This window comes from Bacillus cereus group sp. BfR-BA-01309, from assembly GCF_022664315.1.
Classification (GTDB): Bacteria; Bacillota; Bacilli; order Bacillales; family Bacillaceae_G; genus Bacillus_A; species Bacillus_A mobilis.
The window spans coordinates 176826-193954 of sequence record NZ_JAKUHE010000006.1 but is presented as its reverse complement, the minus strand read 5'-3'; the positions used below and the strand labels follow the sequence as shown (position 1 = coordinate 193954).

The following is a 17129-nucleotide window of genomic DNA, read 5'->3' as shown; positions in this document are numbered from 1 at the left end:
ATACTTACGTGGAGCTACCTTCATTCACTATTTTTCTGATTTCGCTGTTCTTCCTGGTCGTTTAACACCTGTTGTTTCTGTTGAATAGGAAGCTTCAATGATAGCAGTTGGATCTACAGAGAGAACGAGATCTTTCATTTTCGGATAAATGAAACGGTTTGTAATACAATAAATGATTCTCTTTTCTTCTCCTAAAAAACCACCTTCTCCATGTAGATACGTAACGGATAATTGCAATTCTTTCATAAGTAGATCGCCTATTTCTTTATTTTTACCAGAAATAATCATAACGCTCTTTCCTTGATTTATACCATCTAATATGAAATCAATCATCTTCGTAACAATATAGAAAATTGCTAATGAGAACATCGCTTGTTCGATTGAAAATAAAATCGCTACAAATGTGAAAATAACTGCATTTACCGCAAGTAAAAATGTACTAATCGGTACTTTAAAGTGTTTGTTCATCCAAACTGCTAACATTTCTGATCCGTCTATTGCTCCGCCCATTTTAACAACGATCCCAACGCCAATTCCAAACAATACTCCGCCATAAAGTACAATTAATAGTTCAGAAGTTGTAATCGCAGGAAATGGTTTTAAATAAATTAATCCGAGTGTTGTAACTACATTTGCATAAGATGTACGGATGAAGAACTTCTTCCCCATTACTTTTGCGGTAAATAGCAGGATAGGAATATTAAGTCCTAAAAACACCCCGTACAGCGGTAATCCAGCAACTTTATTTGCCATGATAGCAATGGCCGTTACCCCGCCATCTACTAATCCATTAGGTGCTAAAATAAGTTCTAATGAACCCGCTACAATAATCGATCCAATTGTTAATAATATGTATTCAAATAACCTTTTCATTCATTACCCCCAAAACTTATATATTTTCTTAGTATTATTTTAACGTAATTTTACTACTAATTCAAAGATATGAGTTTATATACACAAAAGTTTCACCTTTACAGTGATTTTTATGTAATTTTTTTACAAAAACACACTTACATATTACAGTAAGTGTGCTCCAAACATTTATTTAAGTTTTGAGTATGAATTCATTTTCATTTTTAATATTTCATCAACTGCCCTATTATATCCACCAGCATTTCGAAGTGACTCTCCAACTTTACGACTATTTTCCTTAAACCTTACATCATTCATGACTTTCTCTACAGCTTCACGTAACAATTCAGAAGTTAATTCTTTACGATTAAGCCTTATTCCAGCTCCTACTTCATTCACTCGTTTCGCAACTAAAGGCTGATCTCCTGTTACCGGAATTACAACTAACGGAACACCGTAATATAGTGCTTCACTCGAACTATTCATGCCACCGTGTGTCACGAATACATCAGCATACTGTAGCACTTCTAATTGCGGCACATAATTAAACAATTTAAAGTTATTCGGAATGTTTTCAAATTGACTTATATTTATCTTCTTACCAACAACCAATATAACTGTCGCTTCTGCATCTTTAAACGCTTCAAAACATTTTTCATATAGCTCAGGTTGTTCATTAAAAACTGTTCCCATAGAAATGAAAATCAATTTTTTATCTTTTAAATCTTCCATAGGAAAACTGCCTACTTCTTTACGCATAGCAATGGATGGACCGACAAACTTATACGATTCATCGAATACATCTGAACGTGGTTGATATTCCTTTGAAGTATATACAATAGTAATATCACCAGGATGATTCATAATATCATACATACTATTACATTTCATTCCATACTGTTTATTCCATTTTTCTATTCCCGCTAAACAAGATTGATACAATGGATTCGTTTCATCTACTTTTCTTGATTCATGTTCATCATTAAAAGTAATATATTGATTAAAAGCAAACGTTGTACAAGAAGAAGCGCTAGGTAATTTTAAAGCATTGGCTATAATACGTCCTACCGGAAAATGATTATCGTATATCATGTAATCGTACTTTTCCCCTTTTGTTTCTTCTACAATTTGAATAACAATACGCTCTGATGCTTCAATCATATGAGATAGCATCGTCAAAGGACTCCCGCCTTCATTTACTCGCTCCATAATATTAATTTGAGAGAGGAAATTCTCAAACACTCGGAATTCTGCACCTGTTGCTTCAATCTTCTTTCTATAATCTTCAATACAATACGAAACAACTGTCTCCCCTCGCCGAATTAACTCACTTACAATAGCTAAAGTCGGATTTATATGACCTTCTCCAGGGAAATTTATTACGAGTACATTTGCCATCATATTCTCTCCTATCTAATATTATTAATAATATTAATTAATTTAAAACTATTATAAAGGAATCTATTCTATTACTTTATATTTTTCTCTGCATTTTATTATTGAGAAATATTTTTCATAACCTACATTATTACTCTCATAAAAGCACGCTTAACTCTTCATTTACTGAAAAATTAGAGACTTACATTTGGGCATTTTTGCAGATTTATCATCAAAAATATTATTTTGATAATTCATACAAAACTAGAAAAATATAATTTACATACTGATTTCTCACCGTGAATGTATTTAAATTCTATGTTGTTCCTATCATTATCCACTTTGAACATGTTCTGTTATATAATAAATTTATAGAATTTACAGAAAAAGGAGTAACTTCATGCTACAACAACTATTCACTTCACCTATTTTATCTGTTCAAACTTTACACCCAGGTTATGAAGACCATGCAAGCGATGTGTTGCTCGTCCGAACAGAAGGTGCAGAAGTTATCGTTCGTTCTTCTAAAATCAATGAAGAACCAAATAATGATTTTTGGTGGGGATGTAAAAAACTATTTGGAATTGATCCAAGGAACGTACATCATTTAGAAGCTGTGCATACATTGCTGCAAGAACATACTAACCTTCCTATCCCAGCAATATTAGAAAAACATATTTTAAATGGTCGTGAATTCGTTTTAGCCGAAAAGTTAGTAGGTAACACAGTTCAATCTTTTATCGGGCAACCAGATTCTATTTTATTTAGTCTAGGAAAAGGGCTTGCAGAAATACATACATTTAAAGCCGATTACATAGGAAATGTGTCAGGTTCCTTCCAAATTACACTAGATGAATTCCAATCACACATTTTAAATGTGAGTAAAGAGCTTGTGAATATGTTTTATTCCGATATTGAACACATACAAAATGCATTTTCTACTTTTGAATCACAACTTTCTTCCTTACCAGCACCAAAGAAATCAACGCTCGTTTTAATTGATATGGACCCTACTCAGTTTTTATCAGATGGTACTACTATTACAGGTTTAGTAGATACAGAAGCCTACGCAGTTGCTCCAAGGGAGTTTGATTTTATCGGCTTAGAATATATATTTACCGAAAAAGAGGCTCATGCTTTTAAACTAGGTTACGAAACCATCATGCCCATTCCTGATCTTACAGAATGTAGACCTCCCTATCGATATTTGTACCGATTATTATCTGTTCAGGGCAGTGTGGAATTAAAAAAATGGCTAAGTCATCCATCCTATTTTTAAATATGAATGCGAGGGATTATGAAATGAATATTGAACGAAAGAAATCTTTAACAGCGAACGAAATTCAGCAAATGAAAGATTTAGTTCACATTTGTGGGCAACACGATGAAATTGATTACTCGTCAGATTTACATGTAAACTTTTTAACTACTCGTAATAATGAAGAGATATATGATCTCCTATTTTATGATAATACTAAATTAATTGGTGCATTAAGTATGTATGACTTTGAAAGACCGACAAAACTGGAGTTAATAGGCTTTGTTCACCCGAACTATAGGAATCAACATATAGGCACTACTCTTTTACAAACCGCAATGAAAGAAATACGAAAAAAAGAGGCAGATGAAGCACTTCTTATTATAAATGGAGATTTTGCTTCTGGAAAAGAATTTGCAAAGCATATGAAGTTACCTTATTTGTATAGTGAATATAGTATGGCGTTCAAAGCAAAAGAAGTGCAAAAACCAACAAAGAATACTATACAGCTCGCTCTTGCATCTTCAGAGTCACTTCTTGATCTTATTGAACTTTCCAGTAAGGCCTTTGGAGATTCAGTAGAAAATACCGCTTCATGGTTACAAAAGATGATGAATTCACCTTCCCATCAAGTTTACGGTGCTCTTATCGACGAAAAAGTGATAGGAACGATTACAGTTTCTGAGCAAGAACAATCTACTACACTATCAGGCTTCGCCGTTCATCCTTCTTATCAAGGTAACGGATACGGAAAAGATATTCTTAGTTATATGGTATATACCCTTATTTCAGAAGGAATATCAACAATTGAATTAGACGTCGAAACGAAAAATAACAATGCTTTAAAACTATATACACAATGTGGTTTTGAAATAAAAACGAAGCATGACTATTATAATGTAATGAATCTTGATGTGAATACATATGTCTAAAAAACTAATTTATTCTGATTATGATATTTTCGCATCCATTTATAATAAACATTGGGGGCATTATGCTGAACACTCTTATCTACTTTTGGAAAAACTCGTTTTACAATATGCACCACCACATTCTCATATTTTAGATCTTTGCTGTGGGACTGGTCACCTTACTAAGAAATTAATTGATAATACTTTTGTAGTAACTGGTATAGATGGTTCTGCTCAAATGATTGAATACGCACGTCAAAACGCGCCAGACGCAACCTTTATCGTCGATGATGCTCGTTATTTCAATATAAATGAACAGTTTCACTATGTTATCTCTACTGGTGATAGCTTAAACCATATTTTAAAATTAGATGAATTAAAAAAGGTTTTTCGTAATGTTTACTCCGTATTACATAGCGAAGGTACATTCGTATTTGATATGAATATGGAGAAAGGTTTTCTTGAAAATTGGATTGCTTCATTTCATATTTCAGCGGAAGAATATGTTTGTACGATTGATTCTACCTATGATAACGAAAATAAAAAAGCAGTAATGAACTTTATACTATTTAAACATGATCTAGATAATACTTGGACAAGAAGTGACTTTTCTTTTGAGGAAGCTTGTTATTCCAATGAAGAAATAATTTTTTCGTTGGAATCTGTAGGTTTTAAGAACATTCAAATACACGGTACAAATAGAGCATTTTTCATTTGTCAAAAATAAAAAAACTGAATCATAACGATTCAGTTTTTCTTAGTATATTTACGACAGCAGCCGTTTCATTATTTTCTTTATACACTCGCGGGATTCTTCTGTCTAGCATACATGTAACTTCATAGTTAATGGTACCTAACATATCTGCGATTTCTTCTACTGCAATGTTTTCTTCGCCTTGTTTACCGTAGAATACTACTTCATCCCCAACCTGTACTGGCATTGCTTTTGAAACGTCTAACATAAGCTGATCCATACAAACACGGCCAATAACAGGTACTCGAACTCCATTTATTAATGCATGCCCTTTATTAGATAACTGACGATTATAGCCATCAGCATAGCCAATCGGTACAGTTGCAATCCATTCTTCACCAGTCGTTACATACGTATTCCCATAACTTACACCACGATTCTTCTTCGCATGTTTAATATGAGCTATTTTTGATTTTAACGACAACGCAGGCTGTAAAGAAACAACTGCATGATCTACCTCTTTTGAAGGGTACATTCCATAAATTCCAATACCTACTCGAACCATATTTTGAAATGTATTGCTAAGTTCCATTGAACCTGCACTATTTGAACTATGAATATATGGAATATGAATTCCTAATTCTTTAGCTGCATTGACAGCTTTCTCAAATAAACTTGTTTGCATATTCGTATATGATTTATCAATTTCATCTGCCGTAGAGTAATGTGTAAACATTCCTACTACCTTTACATACTCCATACGGTTTAATTCTTCTAAAAATGGTTTAACCTCTTCTTCTTGTAAACCGATACGACTCATTCCTGTATCAATTTTCACCTGAATTTGCGCTTTCTTTTGAATACGGTTTGCGATTTCATTTATACCATGTAAATCTTCACTTCTATAAACAGTCATCATAACGTCATATTGAATTGCCTCTTTAGCAGCTGCTACTGATGTATAACCTAAAATTAAAATCGGCACGTTAATTCCTGCTTCTCTTAACTCTATCGCTTCATCTACAAATGCAACTGCAAGCTGATTTATTCCTGCTTCAATAGCAGCTTTCGCAACTTCAACTGCCCCGTGGCCATACCCATTTGCTTTTACAGCAGCCATCATTGCAATATTTTCATCATTCACTCGTTTTTTAAATTCTTTTACATTATGTTTTACTGCATTTAAGTCAACTTCAATAATTGTATCTCTTCCATATTTCAAACTCATTGGTCTAACTCCTAACTCAATAATTGCATTCCATTCTATTTCACGTTTCATATGACCTTTTACAATATAATACTTTTCAATATGCTAGTCAAACTACTAGAATTTTCGGAATTTTGAGTATGATATAATACCCTTAAGAAACTATTATATACGGAGATGAGGAGAATTACAATGTTTGTAGAATCTGCCTTGCATCAACTTAAAGTTGCTGTTGATACTTCTATTCAAATGCTTAACCAATATAATGAAGACACTTTAAAAATACGCCTCATTCACTCGAAGAGATCTGTATTTGAAATGTGGGCACATCTTTCTCTTATTTGCCATGCAGATCTACTCATTTTAAATGGTATTACGGAAAAACAACTACATACTTTCTATAAAGAACAAACACCCGAAACAATTACGCAAATGCAACAAACGATGATACAGGGCTACGATTTACTTTCTAAAACTTTTTTATCCTATTCCCATGAACAATTAGCAGAAGTTAAGACTGCTTATTGGGGTATTTCTTATTCCCGCTTTGGATGGTTGCTTGAAATTGTTGCACACTTTTATCATCATCGTGGGCAAATTCATATTTTATTATGTGAGCATACGAAAGATCCTCACATTCCTTTATTTGAGTGATTTTCCACTCATTCATTATCCAATACACGTTCATCATTTATAAATAGCGAAGCAATAAACCCGATAAAAAGTAACATTCCTAATAAGATAAACGTTTGAGCATAACTTCCTATATTCATAAGATAAATAGAAATGAGGGGTCCTATACTAGTACCTAAAAATAAAATAAAAGTATAAATAGAAACTGCTATTCCCCTTGCTTTCCCTCCCAATTGGCCGACAAGAGCAACTAAAGACGGAACGGATACAGCAATCCCTATTACAAAACAGACACTCATTATGACAAGAAGAGGCAAATACGAAACAAAGCCCATTGCGCTTAGACTAAAAATAGCGACTAGCAATCCACCTTGCAGAACTTTCCTTACTTCGAACCTCTTCGTTAAACGACCCGCAATGGGTGACAGCAGCATACCAATTAGCCCTGCTAAGCGAAAATAAAGGATTTGTTCTGCAGTTAAATTATAAGTAGGAGAGCTCAAATAATTCCCTAAAACAGTATACATATTAACAAAAGACATTAATAAAACAAACGCAATCATATAGCTTAATACTAAGCTTTTATGTGTAAAGACTTTACCCATCTGTTTAATTGGTCCCAAAATATCAGTATAAGATTGAGATATCTCCCCTTTCGGAAGAGAATACTGAATCCATACAGCAGTAATCATATAGACAACGCTAAAAAGAAAGAACACCATATGCCATCCAAAATGTTGACTAACGACCGTACTTATTACCTGACCTACAATTCCAGCTACTAAAAAACCGGTACTAACAAACCCTATCGTTGTAACCTTTTTTTCTACTGGAAACATTTCTACAACGTAAGCTAACGCTACCGGAGAAAATGTAGCTGCTGCTATCCCTTGTAGGCCCCTAAAAATAACAATCCACAATATACTATCCACAAACCCTAAGGAAAACGAAATAATCGACAGAGCAAGTAATCCAATGAAGATCACTTTTTTCCGCCCATATTTATCAGAGATTGCCCCAAATAACAAGCAACCTATAGCAAAGCCAACAGAAAATATACTGCCTGTAGCTGCAGCTTGTGCTAGCGAAACATTAAAAAGGTCTGAAAATAGTGCAATTAAAGGGATTGTTACATATAAGCTAGACATCACTACCATACCCGACCAACATAATACAACGGTCATTATTGTGTAATTCTTTTCACTATTTATTTCCTTTCCTATTTCCATCAGAATATCTCTCCCTTATTACAATTTTTTATCACTTTAAAACCTCTAAAGTACGCTTACTTATTTTAATTACATCGTAAAAAGTATGACTGCCTCAAAAAAAAGTTAGTTAAGCATATAATAAGGTAAACTAATTATATTCTCAAATAAATAAGTTGATTCTCATAATCAACTTATTTACCTACCTTCTCCTAATTTCGCCTGCATATTTACTTGCATTTTATTTAATAGCTTCTCTAAAACGTGACGCTCTTCTTGATTAAAGTCGTCAACTAACGAAGCGCAAGATAACCAAAAAGTTGGTAAAGAGTGCGTAACTAATTCTTTTCCTTTTGGAGTAATTTTCACTTTTAGTCTTCTTCGATCTTCAGAATGATGGAATCTTACGATTAACTCTCGTTTCTCCATCCAATCTAATAATCCAGTGACAGAAGCACGTGTTATCCCTAATCGACTTGCAATATCCGAAGGACTCATGTTCACTTCTTCTCCATTCGATTCCATTTCACGTAAAATAAACAACAGTAAAAAATCTAATTTACTTTCCGAAATACCAAGGGGAGCTAAATCTACGTCAACAGCATCAAGAACATTATCAGACGTCCATAACATTAACAAACCAAGTTTTGCTGCGATTGGATCCGTATCTGCTGATGCCGTCTTTTTTATTAACTCTGCATACGGCCCAATCCCTAAAGGAAGAGAATCATTTCTTGAATTCATCCATCTTCAGTCTCCTTCCCCTTTAATTAGCTTACCTAACTACTTTTTTATTATACTCACATTTTTCCTTTTATTGCAAGAATATTGTTACAAAAAAATCCTGTCATAAAAACAGAATTTTTCAAACTGACTAGCTATTATTTTTAAATAAGACGAAACTCCTTTAAGGCAAAGGAAATACCACCTTCACTCGACTTCTTTGTAACGAAATCAGCTCTTGTTTTTAGTACTTCTCCGCCATTCCCCATCGCAATTCCTAATCCTACATACTGCAACATCTCAATATCATTTCCACCGTCACCAAAAGCAATCGCTTCTGATTTACAAATGTTTAAATGCTCCAATACTTTTTGAATTGCAGTTAGCTTCGATACTTTATTATCTTCCAATACATTTATGACATAACCATGAAAACGGTCAAATGTAAGCATTGGGTATTTTTCAATAAACTTTTGAGATTCTATTTCATCCGCATACAGGCATAAACAATAAATCTCTTCAGATAAATCCCTGCTTTTTTCAGGATATTTCTCTAAATTTAACGTCTCGCTAAGCGCTTGCATTACACGCTCATTATCCGGGGCTATTCCGTTCATTGCAAAATCCTCGGTAAAATAAGAAATACCGTGACCATGTAATGCAGCAAACCCCGAGATATCATGAACGATTTCACTAGAAAGTACCGATTTATGTAGAACTGTTTCTCCACACTTAATATGTGCACCATTTGCGGAAATAATTGTATGTATCCCTAGTTCCTTAAATTGCGAACATAAGCTATATGGTCTCCCTGTAGTAACAACTACGTGAATTCCTTTAGCTATTAATCTTTGTATCGCTTCTTTTGTACTTTCGTGCATACTTCTATCAATCTCACTTAAAAGCGTACCGTCAACATCAAAAAACACTACTTTGTACACGGGTCTTTAGATCCCGTCCAAATGATTCGTATCATTAATGAAATGTACCGTTTTTTGTTCCCCATCAATTTCAATTAAGCTTATTCCCGTATCTCCCATTTTAAAATAATAATCCATTGAAATTGGCATTTTGAAAAATGCACGTAATAGACTATTTATTACACCACCATGTGCAACGATTGCAATTCGATCATATGTATTCTCTGTCACGATTTTAGAAAAGATTCCTTCTATTCTCATTCTAAATTCAATAAATGATTCTCCGTTTTCAAAACGATCATGAAGAAACTTTGGCTCTGGATATTTCTTTGCTTCTTCAAATGATAAACCAGCTTGCACTCCGTTATTAAACTCCATTAATTCCTCTTCTAGTTGAATTGGGCATCCAATTCCTTCAGCTAACGTTTCACCAGTTTCGCGAGCACGCTTTAATGTACTTGCCCAAATGAAATCTGGCGGAAAATCTGCTTTCACTTTCTGTACAAGCCTTTGCACTTGCCGTCTTCCTTTTTCTGTTAATTCAAAATCAGCTCGCCCTTCATGTACATGTAAAATGTCCGCTTCGGATTCACCGTGTCTTATTAGTAGTATTTGCATTCTTATTCCCCCTTCTCATCTTAAAACCAAGATTAAATTTTAACATATTATTGAATTTTTTCAAAATAATAAAGTAATCCCCATTCATCTAAGAATAAAAAATGTACTCAATGAATTAATGCAATGATAAAAAACAAAAAGAGAAATGGCATCCCATTTCTCTTTTTCACTCTTATTGTTCTTTTGGTGTATCTGAAGAAGGCAATTTCTTCGCTTGTTTTTCTTTAAAGATTTCTCCAATCGCTCCAAGTGTACCAAGCGTCTCAATTGCATTAGACGGAATAAAGACTTTATTTGCTGGTCCTTTCGCAACCTCAATCAATGATTCAAATGATTTATAAGCGAGTACGCGTTCATCTAAATCTGCTGCACGAAGTAATTCAATTCGATTTTGTTCTGCTTTCGCAATTTCCTCAATCGCTCTTGCTTCCCCTTGCGCTTCTAGTTCCTTTGCTTCTTTTATACCTTCAGCTTCTCGAATACGTGCTTCTTTATCCCCTTCAGCCATTAATATTTTACTTTGCTTTTCCCCTTCAGCACGAAGGACTTTATCTTGTTTTGCAGCTTCCGCTTCTAATATGATCGCACGTTTATTACGTTCTGCTTTCATTTGTTTTTCCATTGATGCTTGCACATCTTTCGGCGGATTAATATCAACAACTTCAACACGTTCAATACGAACGCCCCATTTTTCTGTTGCTTCATCAAGTGCTAAGCGAATTTCTGTTGAAATTTTTTCACGACCAGATAACGTTTCATCCAGTTCCATTTTACCAATAATTTGGCGCATCGTTGCAGAAGTAATGTTACGAACACCATATTCATAGTTCGAAATACCATATGTCGCAAGTTCTGGTTCCACAATTTGATAGAAAATGATTGTATCAATTTCTACTTGTACATTATCTTTCGTAATTACCTTCTGCGGTGGTACGTTCGTTTGTTGAATACGTAAGTCATGATATACACGAACGCGGTCTACAATTGGTATTAATAAATTTAATCCCGGCTCCATAATACGCTGAAACTTACCAAATCTTTCAACGACTCCAACTTTTTGCTGTGGAATAATTTTAATTGTTAATGCGATAAATGTAACAACAATTAGTGCGAAAATAATGGTTAATGTTAATGCTACTGCCATATTTATTCACTCTCCTTTTTCACTTGTAATATAGTACTATTCCTCTTTATAACAATAACTTTTTCTCCAGCATCAATTGGATCATCTGCAATAGCTGTCCAAGTATCTCCATCCACCTTCACAATACCATTCGCTTCACTTGTAATCGCTTGCATAACAATCCCTTTTTTACCAACTAGCATATCTACTGTATCAGTAAAACCTTTTGCTTCTCGAAAGTTTTTTGAAATTCTTTTTGTAAAGAAAGTCAATGTTAAACTTACAATCGCGCCAGCAATAACTTGTAACAGTAGTGCATCAGGAGCAAACAAAGCAATTAGACCTCCGACAACAGCTCCAATTCCAAGCCAAAGCATATAAAACGTAATCGACAACATTTCTGCAATAAATAAAATACCAGCTATTATAAACCAAATTACCCAAGCAGCCATATACAACCCTCACTTTCTTTCTCATTTTCTATATGTATATGAAAAAAAGAATGGTTTATCCGCCCTTTCTTATACATGGGCGCTTACTACAAGCTATTGTACATATTCACTATTATAATGAGTATTATTAAAATACTATATTAATATATTCTTCATTATACATGAAAATCCCTTTCAAAAAGTGACAAAAAATTAAATTCTTTCGAAAATTTAATTTCCAAATTATAATTATTCTGGCTAGTGAATTTTTTTAAAGAAAGCGGTGTATTTATTTGCAAAATCGTTCATTAACTTACTATTTAGGATCAAAAATATGCATTACTCTCGCTGACATCGTATACATCATGATTATTACAACCCATATGTATATCACAACTAAATCAGCAACATTAACTGCTCTGTTTCCATTACTCCAAGTCATAACTAATCTTATAGCAAATACTTCTGCACCACTTATAATGAATCGTTTTCCATCTTATTCATTACTTTTCACACTACAATGGACAAAAACTGCTCTATTATTTTTATTAATGATATTATTCCCAGTCCTGTCCACAAACGTTGTAGCACTATTCATTTTCATTTTTTTCATTTCATTATGTAGCGGCTGGAGCGCACCATTATTATACAGTATCCTGCCTCGCCTTACACGAAAAGAAAAATTAGTAAAAGTAAATAGTATTTTTTCCTTTTCCACACAAATTACGCAAGCCGCTGCTTATTCATTTACAAGTGTTATTGTTCTTCTTATCGGCGCTACTTCTACACTTATGATGAATAACATATTGATGATTTTCGGGTGTGTTGCACTACACGTTTCATTACGTTCCATACATAATGAACGAGTAATAGAGCCTTCTTCTTCAAAAGGCAATGCTTTATTGGAAGGTTGGAAACTCTTATTTCAGAACCCGTCTCTCCGTATCGTTACATGTATGGACTTAATTGAAACTTTCGCAGGGACGATATGGATCGGTGCTATTACGATGGCTTATGTAACGACTGTCCTTCATAAAGGCGAAGAATGGTGGGGGTATATTAATACAAGTTATTATGTAGGGACGTTAATTGGCGGGATATTAGCGTGGAAGATGAGTACATACATTCAAAACAATTTAATACGTTCCATGGCGATAGGTTCTCTTATGTTTAGTGTTCTTACATTTTTATATGGAATGACAAGTAGCGGGTTTATTGCGCTTTTTCTATGCGTTCTAATGGGTCCATGTTATCAAATTAGAGATATTTCTCAAACGACAGTACTACAATCAAGTGTCGCTCCTACTTTATTATCAAAAATGTATACAGCTCATGGCGCACTCCTCTCGACAGCTTCTGGTCTTTCTATGCTTAGCGTTGGAATTATTACCGATTTATTTGGTGTTCGTACGATTTATATTCTCGCTTCAATCCTTATACTATGTTCTGCTTGTTTATCCTTTAATTTATTAAAATATGATAAAACAGAGCAAAAAGATATTTCACTTTAATTAACAAAATAAATAGGACAGGAATTCCTGTCCTATTTATTTTATTCATGATAAGTTAGGGATTTTCCGATACTTTGTCGCTTGTTCAAAAGCATATGCTAGTTTAATCAAGGTCCCCTCAGAAAAAGCCGTGCTTGCAAGAGTAATTCCAAACGGTCTCCCTTTATCCATATATCCCGCCGGTATTGCTATAGACGGATAACCCGCTTTCGCACATATAGTGGAGCCGATATAGGAAGGGAATAAAATTGCATCAAGTTTATATTTTTTCAGTGTAAAGTCAATACCTTGTTCTTGCGAAAAATATATATCTTCTAATCTTGCGTTTATATATTCAGGATTCCTTAACGTATTGGGAAAATCTTTTCTTCTTTCTAACTTAGTTTGCCCATATTTCAAAGCTCTTTCAGCTATGTTTTCATTAAACGCCATTAGCTCTGAAATAGAATGTACTGGCATAGTAGAAGGTAATTTAGAAAGATAGTTATCTAAACTATGCTTTAGTTCATAAAGCGGAACTCCCCAGCTCCATTCTCTATGAAAAGAAGGAATATCAATATTTTCTATTACTGTTGATCCCTCACTACGCAACACCTCAATTGTTTCTTTAAACAATTGTTCATCGTACTCTCCAGTTTCATAATAATCTTTCGGTGCATTGCTAAATACACCAATCTTTGCTTCATGTAAGCCATTAACATCAAGATACTTTGTATAATCACGCTCTGCTATACCTTCACTTTTATGAGTAGCTACATCCTTCTCATCTACCCCAGTTAAACTCCCAAGCAAAATAGCGGCATCTGTTACTGTCCTAGCAAATGGACCGGCTGTATCTTGCGAATACGTGAACAGAATAATACCTCTACGACTAATTAAACCAACAGTCGGTTTAATACCGACTACAGAGTTTTGAACTGCTGGACTTAATATAGAAGCATCTGTTTCCGTTCCAACAGATACTACTGTAAAGTTAGCTGCAACTGCTATCGCAGATCCTGTACTTGAGCCACCAACAAACATATCATCCTCACCTGTACCGTAAGGGTTTATTGTTTGCCCACCTCTTGCACTATATCCAGCCCACATGTCAAATGACATTGCATTTGCTAATTCTGTCATATTTGTTTTTCCTATTATGACCGCTCCTGCTTCTCGCAGTTTCGTCACAAGAAATGCATCTTCACTACTTATATTTTGTTCTAGAGCAATCGTACCTGCACTTGTATGCATGGAATCATTCGTTTCAATATTGTCCTTAAGTAACACAGGAATACCATGTAATGGACCTCTTACACCTTTTATCTTTCTTTCATAATCTAACGCTTCTGCAATAAAGATTGCATCCGGGTTGATTTCTAAAATAGAATTAATTTTTGGTCCGCCTTGATCATATTTTGCGATTCTATGGAGGTAATACATAACTAATTCTTTTGAAGTTAATTGCCCAGCTTCCATCGCTGCTTGTATTTCATGAATTGTTAATTCTTTTTGTAATCGTGTATTGAACTGAATCTCCATCGTCATTCTCCTTCTGTAAAGTGAAACTTTAATCAGTGGGGGTTTTCTTCATCCCCCACTGATTATTAGTTGAACCAATCGGACTTTAATGGGCAGTTGATCCCCCACCTAAATTCTTTGCTTTCGCTGCATTTTGAGGTGGGGGTCTTACTGCCCATTAAAGTGGGATAAAGCCTTTTATTGATATCATGTATCTTATTACTTGTTCATTTTCTCCGCTCCTCGTATATACAAATACAATCCCTTTAAAAGAATTCAACTTACCAATGTAAAAACCTTTTATTTCCTGAAAAATAAAAAAAGTCTGAAACGAATAAACTTCCGCTTCAGACTCTTTTACTACTTTACATATACCTCATCTAGCAAATGTAAAAACTCACCTTGTTTTCCGGCTAATTCAGGGCATTTTGCAATATCAATCCATTCGTAGCAAAATACTAAACCTTCATCTTCCTCACCGGCACTTACAATATGCTCCCAATCATCTTTTACATCTGTTAGTAACGTTACATGGAAGAAATGGCGCTTTTGATATTCTTTTTTGTCTTTCACAAGTATGATGTAATCGGCTAGGAATCTTTCTATGCATAAATGACGTAATCCAGATTCTTCTTGTACTTCACGTAAAAGCGCCGCTTCTAACGTTTCCCCTTCGTCAACTGTTCCCCCTGGTATTTGTATACCAGCTTCAGGTATATCACGATGTTTAAAAACAAGCAGTTGCATAACTCCTTCTTTTTCTCTTGTTACATATGCGTGTACTTTTTTCTTATATAACACCGTCATACTCCTTCTCTCCCCTCAATTGTTCACTGCGTTACTTCTTCAAGTGTCAATTGATTTTCATATAAATATGTAGCTTGTGGATTTCCCACATACCTCACATGCCATGGTTCATATCGATAACCTGTAAGCGATTCTTTCTCTTTTGTATATCGGATGACAAAACCAAATTTATGGGCATTTTCAGAAAGCCACTGCCCTTCTTTCGTTTCGCCAAAAATTGTCTCTAATTGAAACTTAGCAGATTGAGATGTAATATCCATAGCTAGACCAGTTTGATGTTCACTCGTTCCAGGAACTGCGCTAGACATCGCTGTTTTTGCTTCTCCATCTTGTTTTTTATACATCGTATTTAATGCTTTTTGTCGATCAAAAGATCTAAATCCAGAAACCGCAAAAAGAAAAACGCCCTCCTTATCAGCTTGCTGAAACATTTCCTCAAGCGCCCCTGCTGCCTCTTTTCTCATTTTTTTCTTTTCTTGATCACCTTCACTTGAGTAACGCACTTTCGGAATAACTAAATCTGGCGGTCTATACCCATCTGGTAAACGCCTATTTTTATTCACAAGCACAAGCATCGAATTTGGATTACTAATTACCGCAATATCACCATCCATATTCGCAATCGTTTCTTTCGCTTTCGGAAATATGTTATTTACATTTACCTCACGCGCCTGCTTATCCTTATACATTTTATAATTGATTCCTGCTACTCCAACAATGAGTATCATCGCTACGATACCAAGTAGTGTCCATCTTTTTTTCATATAACGACCTCTTATTTTAATAATTTGGCCATTTCATACTCATCGATGTTCTCTCCATCGATAATAAGAGCAGCTCTTTTGACACCTTCTTTCTCAAATCCAGCTTTTGTATATAGTGCCTGAGCTCTTGTATTGTGGGCCATTACCGTTAATTCTAAACGCCATATATCATGTAATCTTGCCCACTTCTCAGCCTCTTTAAACAATCTCGTCCCAATACCTCGCCCGCTATACTCTTGCAAAATACCAATTACAATACTTGCTACATGTCTTTTTCTTTGAATATGATTTCCATTCACTAAAATAAACCCTACGATTCTCTCATCTTCAACTGCTACCAATATCGTTGCATACTTATTTTCAATAAATCGATGAATCATCTGTTCTTGTTGCTCGTCTGTAAATTTTCTTTCTCCTGGTTCATATAACATAAATTTCGTTTCTTCATCTAGTTGCTTACTTAATTGCAAAAATGGTGCTGCATCTTCTATTTTGATCTCCCTAATCACTTCTATCACCCTATCAGTTTCATAATAAAAAGTTTTCCTTGTAAAAAGATTTTCTCTACTTTCCTGAAAATCCCTTTGTAAAT

18 protein-coding genes are annotated in these 17129 nt (G+C 34.5%); 5 read left to right on the top strand and 13 right to left on the bottom strand.

Translation table 11 applies throughout. The features are described 5' to 3' along the window. Nucleotides 1–27: 27 nt before the first annotated feature. Nucleotides 28–873 carry a YitT family protein gene (locus MR115_RS13775; protein ID WP_242241671.1) on the bottom strand — a complete coding sequence of 282 codons (846 nt, stop codon included), beginning with the start codon at nucleotides 871–873 and terminating at the stop codon, nucleotides 28–30. A 168-nt stretch (nucleotides 874–1041) separates the two neighbouring features. Beyond that, complete coding sequence (locus MR115_RS13770) at nucleotides 1042–2250, bottom strand: macrolide family glycosyltransferase (RefSeq protein ID WP_242241670.1); 1209 nt, start codon at nucleotides 2248–2250, stop codon at nucleotides 1042–1044. A 379-nt stretch (nucleotides 2251–2629) separates the two neighbouring features. On the opposite strand from MR115_RS13770, the gene MR115_RS13765 reads away from it, so the two are divergent. The 3 genes from MR115_RS13765 to MR115_RS13755 are packed head-to-tail and all read left to right on the top strand — an operon-like array spanning nucleotide 2630 to nucleotide 5125. Continuing rightward, entirely contained in the window at nucleotides 2630–3508 is an 879-nt protein-coding gene (locus MR115_RS13765; RefSeq protein ID WP_242241669.1) for a nitrate reductase, read from the top strand. A gap of 23 nt (nucleotides 3509–3531) precedes the next feature. Further along, nucleotides 3532–4419 (top strand): GNAT family N-acetyltransferase, encoded by an 888-nt coding sequence (locus MR115_RS13760; protein WP_242241668.1) that lies wholly within the window; start codon nucleotides 3532–3534, stop codon nucleotides 4417–4419. After that, entirely contained in the window at nucleotides 4412–5125 is a 714-nt protein-coding gene (locus MR115_RS13755) for a class I SAM-dependent methyltransferase (RefSeq protein WP_242241667.1), read from the top strand. The genes MR115_RS13760 and MR115_RS13755 overlap by 8 nt, the downstream gene beginning before the upstream one ends. Before the next feature lie 10 nt (nucleotides 5126–5135). Here MR115_RS13755 and alr read toward each other — a convergent pair whose 3' ends face one another. Beyond that, complete coding sequence (gene alr / locus MR115_RS13750; protein WP_242241761.1) at nucleotides 5136–6320, bottom strand: alanine racemase; 1185 nt, start codon at nucleotides 6318–6320, stop codon at nucleotides 5136–5138. A 171-nt stretch (nucleotides 6321–6491) separates the two neighbouring features. On the opposite strand from alr, the gene MR115_RS13745 reads away from it, so the two are divergent. Next, complete coding sequence (locus tag MR115_RS13745) at nucleotides 6492–6953, top strand: DinB family protein (protein WP_242241666.1); 462 nt, start codon at nucleotides 6492–6494, stop codon at nucleotides 6951–6953. A gap of 8 nt (nucleotides 6954–6961) precedes the next feature. On the opposite strand, the gene MR115_RS13740 is transcribed toward MR115_RS13745, so the two are convergent. The 6 genes from MR115_RS13740 to MR115_RS13715 all read right to left on the bottom strand — a co-directional run bounded on the left by MR115_RS13740 (nucleotide 6962) and on the right by MR115_RS13715 (nucleotide 11976). Then, entirely contained in the window at nucleotides 6962–8161 is a 1200-nt protein-coding gene (locus tag MR115_RS13740) for an MFS transporter (protein ID WP_242241665.1), read from the bottom strand. Nucleotides 8162–8338: 177 nt separating this feature from the next. Beyond that, complete coding sequence (locus MR115_RS13735) at nucleotides 8339–8884, bottom strand: MarR family winged helix-turn-helix transcriptional regulator (RefSeq protein ID WP_242241664.1); 546 nt, start codon at nucleotides 8882–8884, stop codon at nucleotides 8339–8341. 143 nt (nucleotides 8885–9027) lie between these two features. Further along, a complete protein-coding gene (locus MR115_RS13730) occupies nucleotides 9028–9804 on the bottom strand; it encodes a Cof-type HAD-IIB family hydrolase (RefSeq protein WP_242241663.1) in 777 nt (258 codons plus the stop codon). Between the two features lie 6 nt (nucleotides 9805–9810). Continuing rightward, nucleotides 9811–10401: a histidine phosphatase family protein gene (locus MR115_RS13725; protein WP_151035409.1), complete on the bottom strand. Its 591-nt coding sequence runs from the start codon at nucleotides 10399–10401 to the stop codon at nucleotides 9811–9813. 172 nt (nucleotides 10402–10573) lie between these two features. Continuing rightward, entirely contained in the window at nucleotides 10574–11545 is a 972-nt protein-coding gene (locus MR115_RS13720; protein ID WP_000257391.1) for an SPFH domain-containing protein, read from the bottom strand. Nucleotides 11546–11547: 2 nt separating this feature from the next. Next, complete coding sequence (locus tag MR115_RS13715; RefSeq protein WP_061676419.1) at nucleotides 11548–11976, bottom strand: NfeD family protein; 429 nt, start codon at nucleotides 11974–11976, stop codon at nucleotides 11548–11550. A 272-nt stretch (nucleotides 11977–12248) separates the two neighbouring features. Here MR115_RS13715 and MR115_RS13710 point away from each other — a divergent pair, with 272 nt between their 5' ends. After that, the gene (locus MR115_RS13710) at nucleotides 12249–13466 is read left to right on the top strand and encodes an MFS transporter (protein WP_242241662.1); all 1218 of its coding nucleotides are present in this window, start codon (nucleotides 12249–12251) and stop codon (nucleotides 13464–13466) included. A gap of 45 nt (nucleotides 13467–13511) precedes the next feature. Here the strand turns inward: MR115_RS13710 and MR115_RS13705 are convergent, their stop codons facing one another. The 4 genes from MR115_RS13705 to MR115_RS13690 all read right to left on the bottom strand — a co-directional run bounded on the left by MR115_RS13705 (nucleotide 13512) and on the right by MR115_RS13690 (nucleotide 17046). After that, nucleotides 13512–14987, bottom strand: a complete 1476-nt coding sequence (locus MR115_RS13705) for an amidase family protein (protein ID WP_242241661.1) — start codon at nucleotides 14985–14987, stop codon at nucleotides 13512–13514. A gap of 339 nt (nucleotides 14988–15326) precedes the next feature. Beyond that, nucleotides 15327–15773, bottom strand: coding sequence for an NUDIX hydrolase (locus tag MR115_RS13700; protein WP_061676422.1), 447 nt, complete (start codon nucleotides 15771–15773; stop codon nucleotides 15327–15329). Between the two features lie 23 nt (nucleotides 15774–15796). Next, nucleotides 15797–16537 (bottom strand): M15 family metallopeptidase, encoded by a 741-nt coding sequence (locus MR115_RS13695; RefSeq protein ID WP_073518574.1) that lies wholly within the window; start codon nucleotides 16535–16537, stop codon nucleotides 15797–15799. A gap of 11 nt (nucleotides 16538–16548) precedes the next feature. After that, nucleotides 16549–17046: a GNAT family N-acetyltransferase gene (locus tag MR115_RS13690; RefSeq protein WP_242241660.1), complete on the bottom strand. Its 498-nt coding sequence runs from the start codon at nucleotides 17044–17046 to the stop codon at nucleotides 16549–16551. Between the last annotated feature and the right edge of the window lie 83 nt (nucleotides 17047–17129).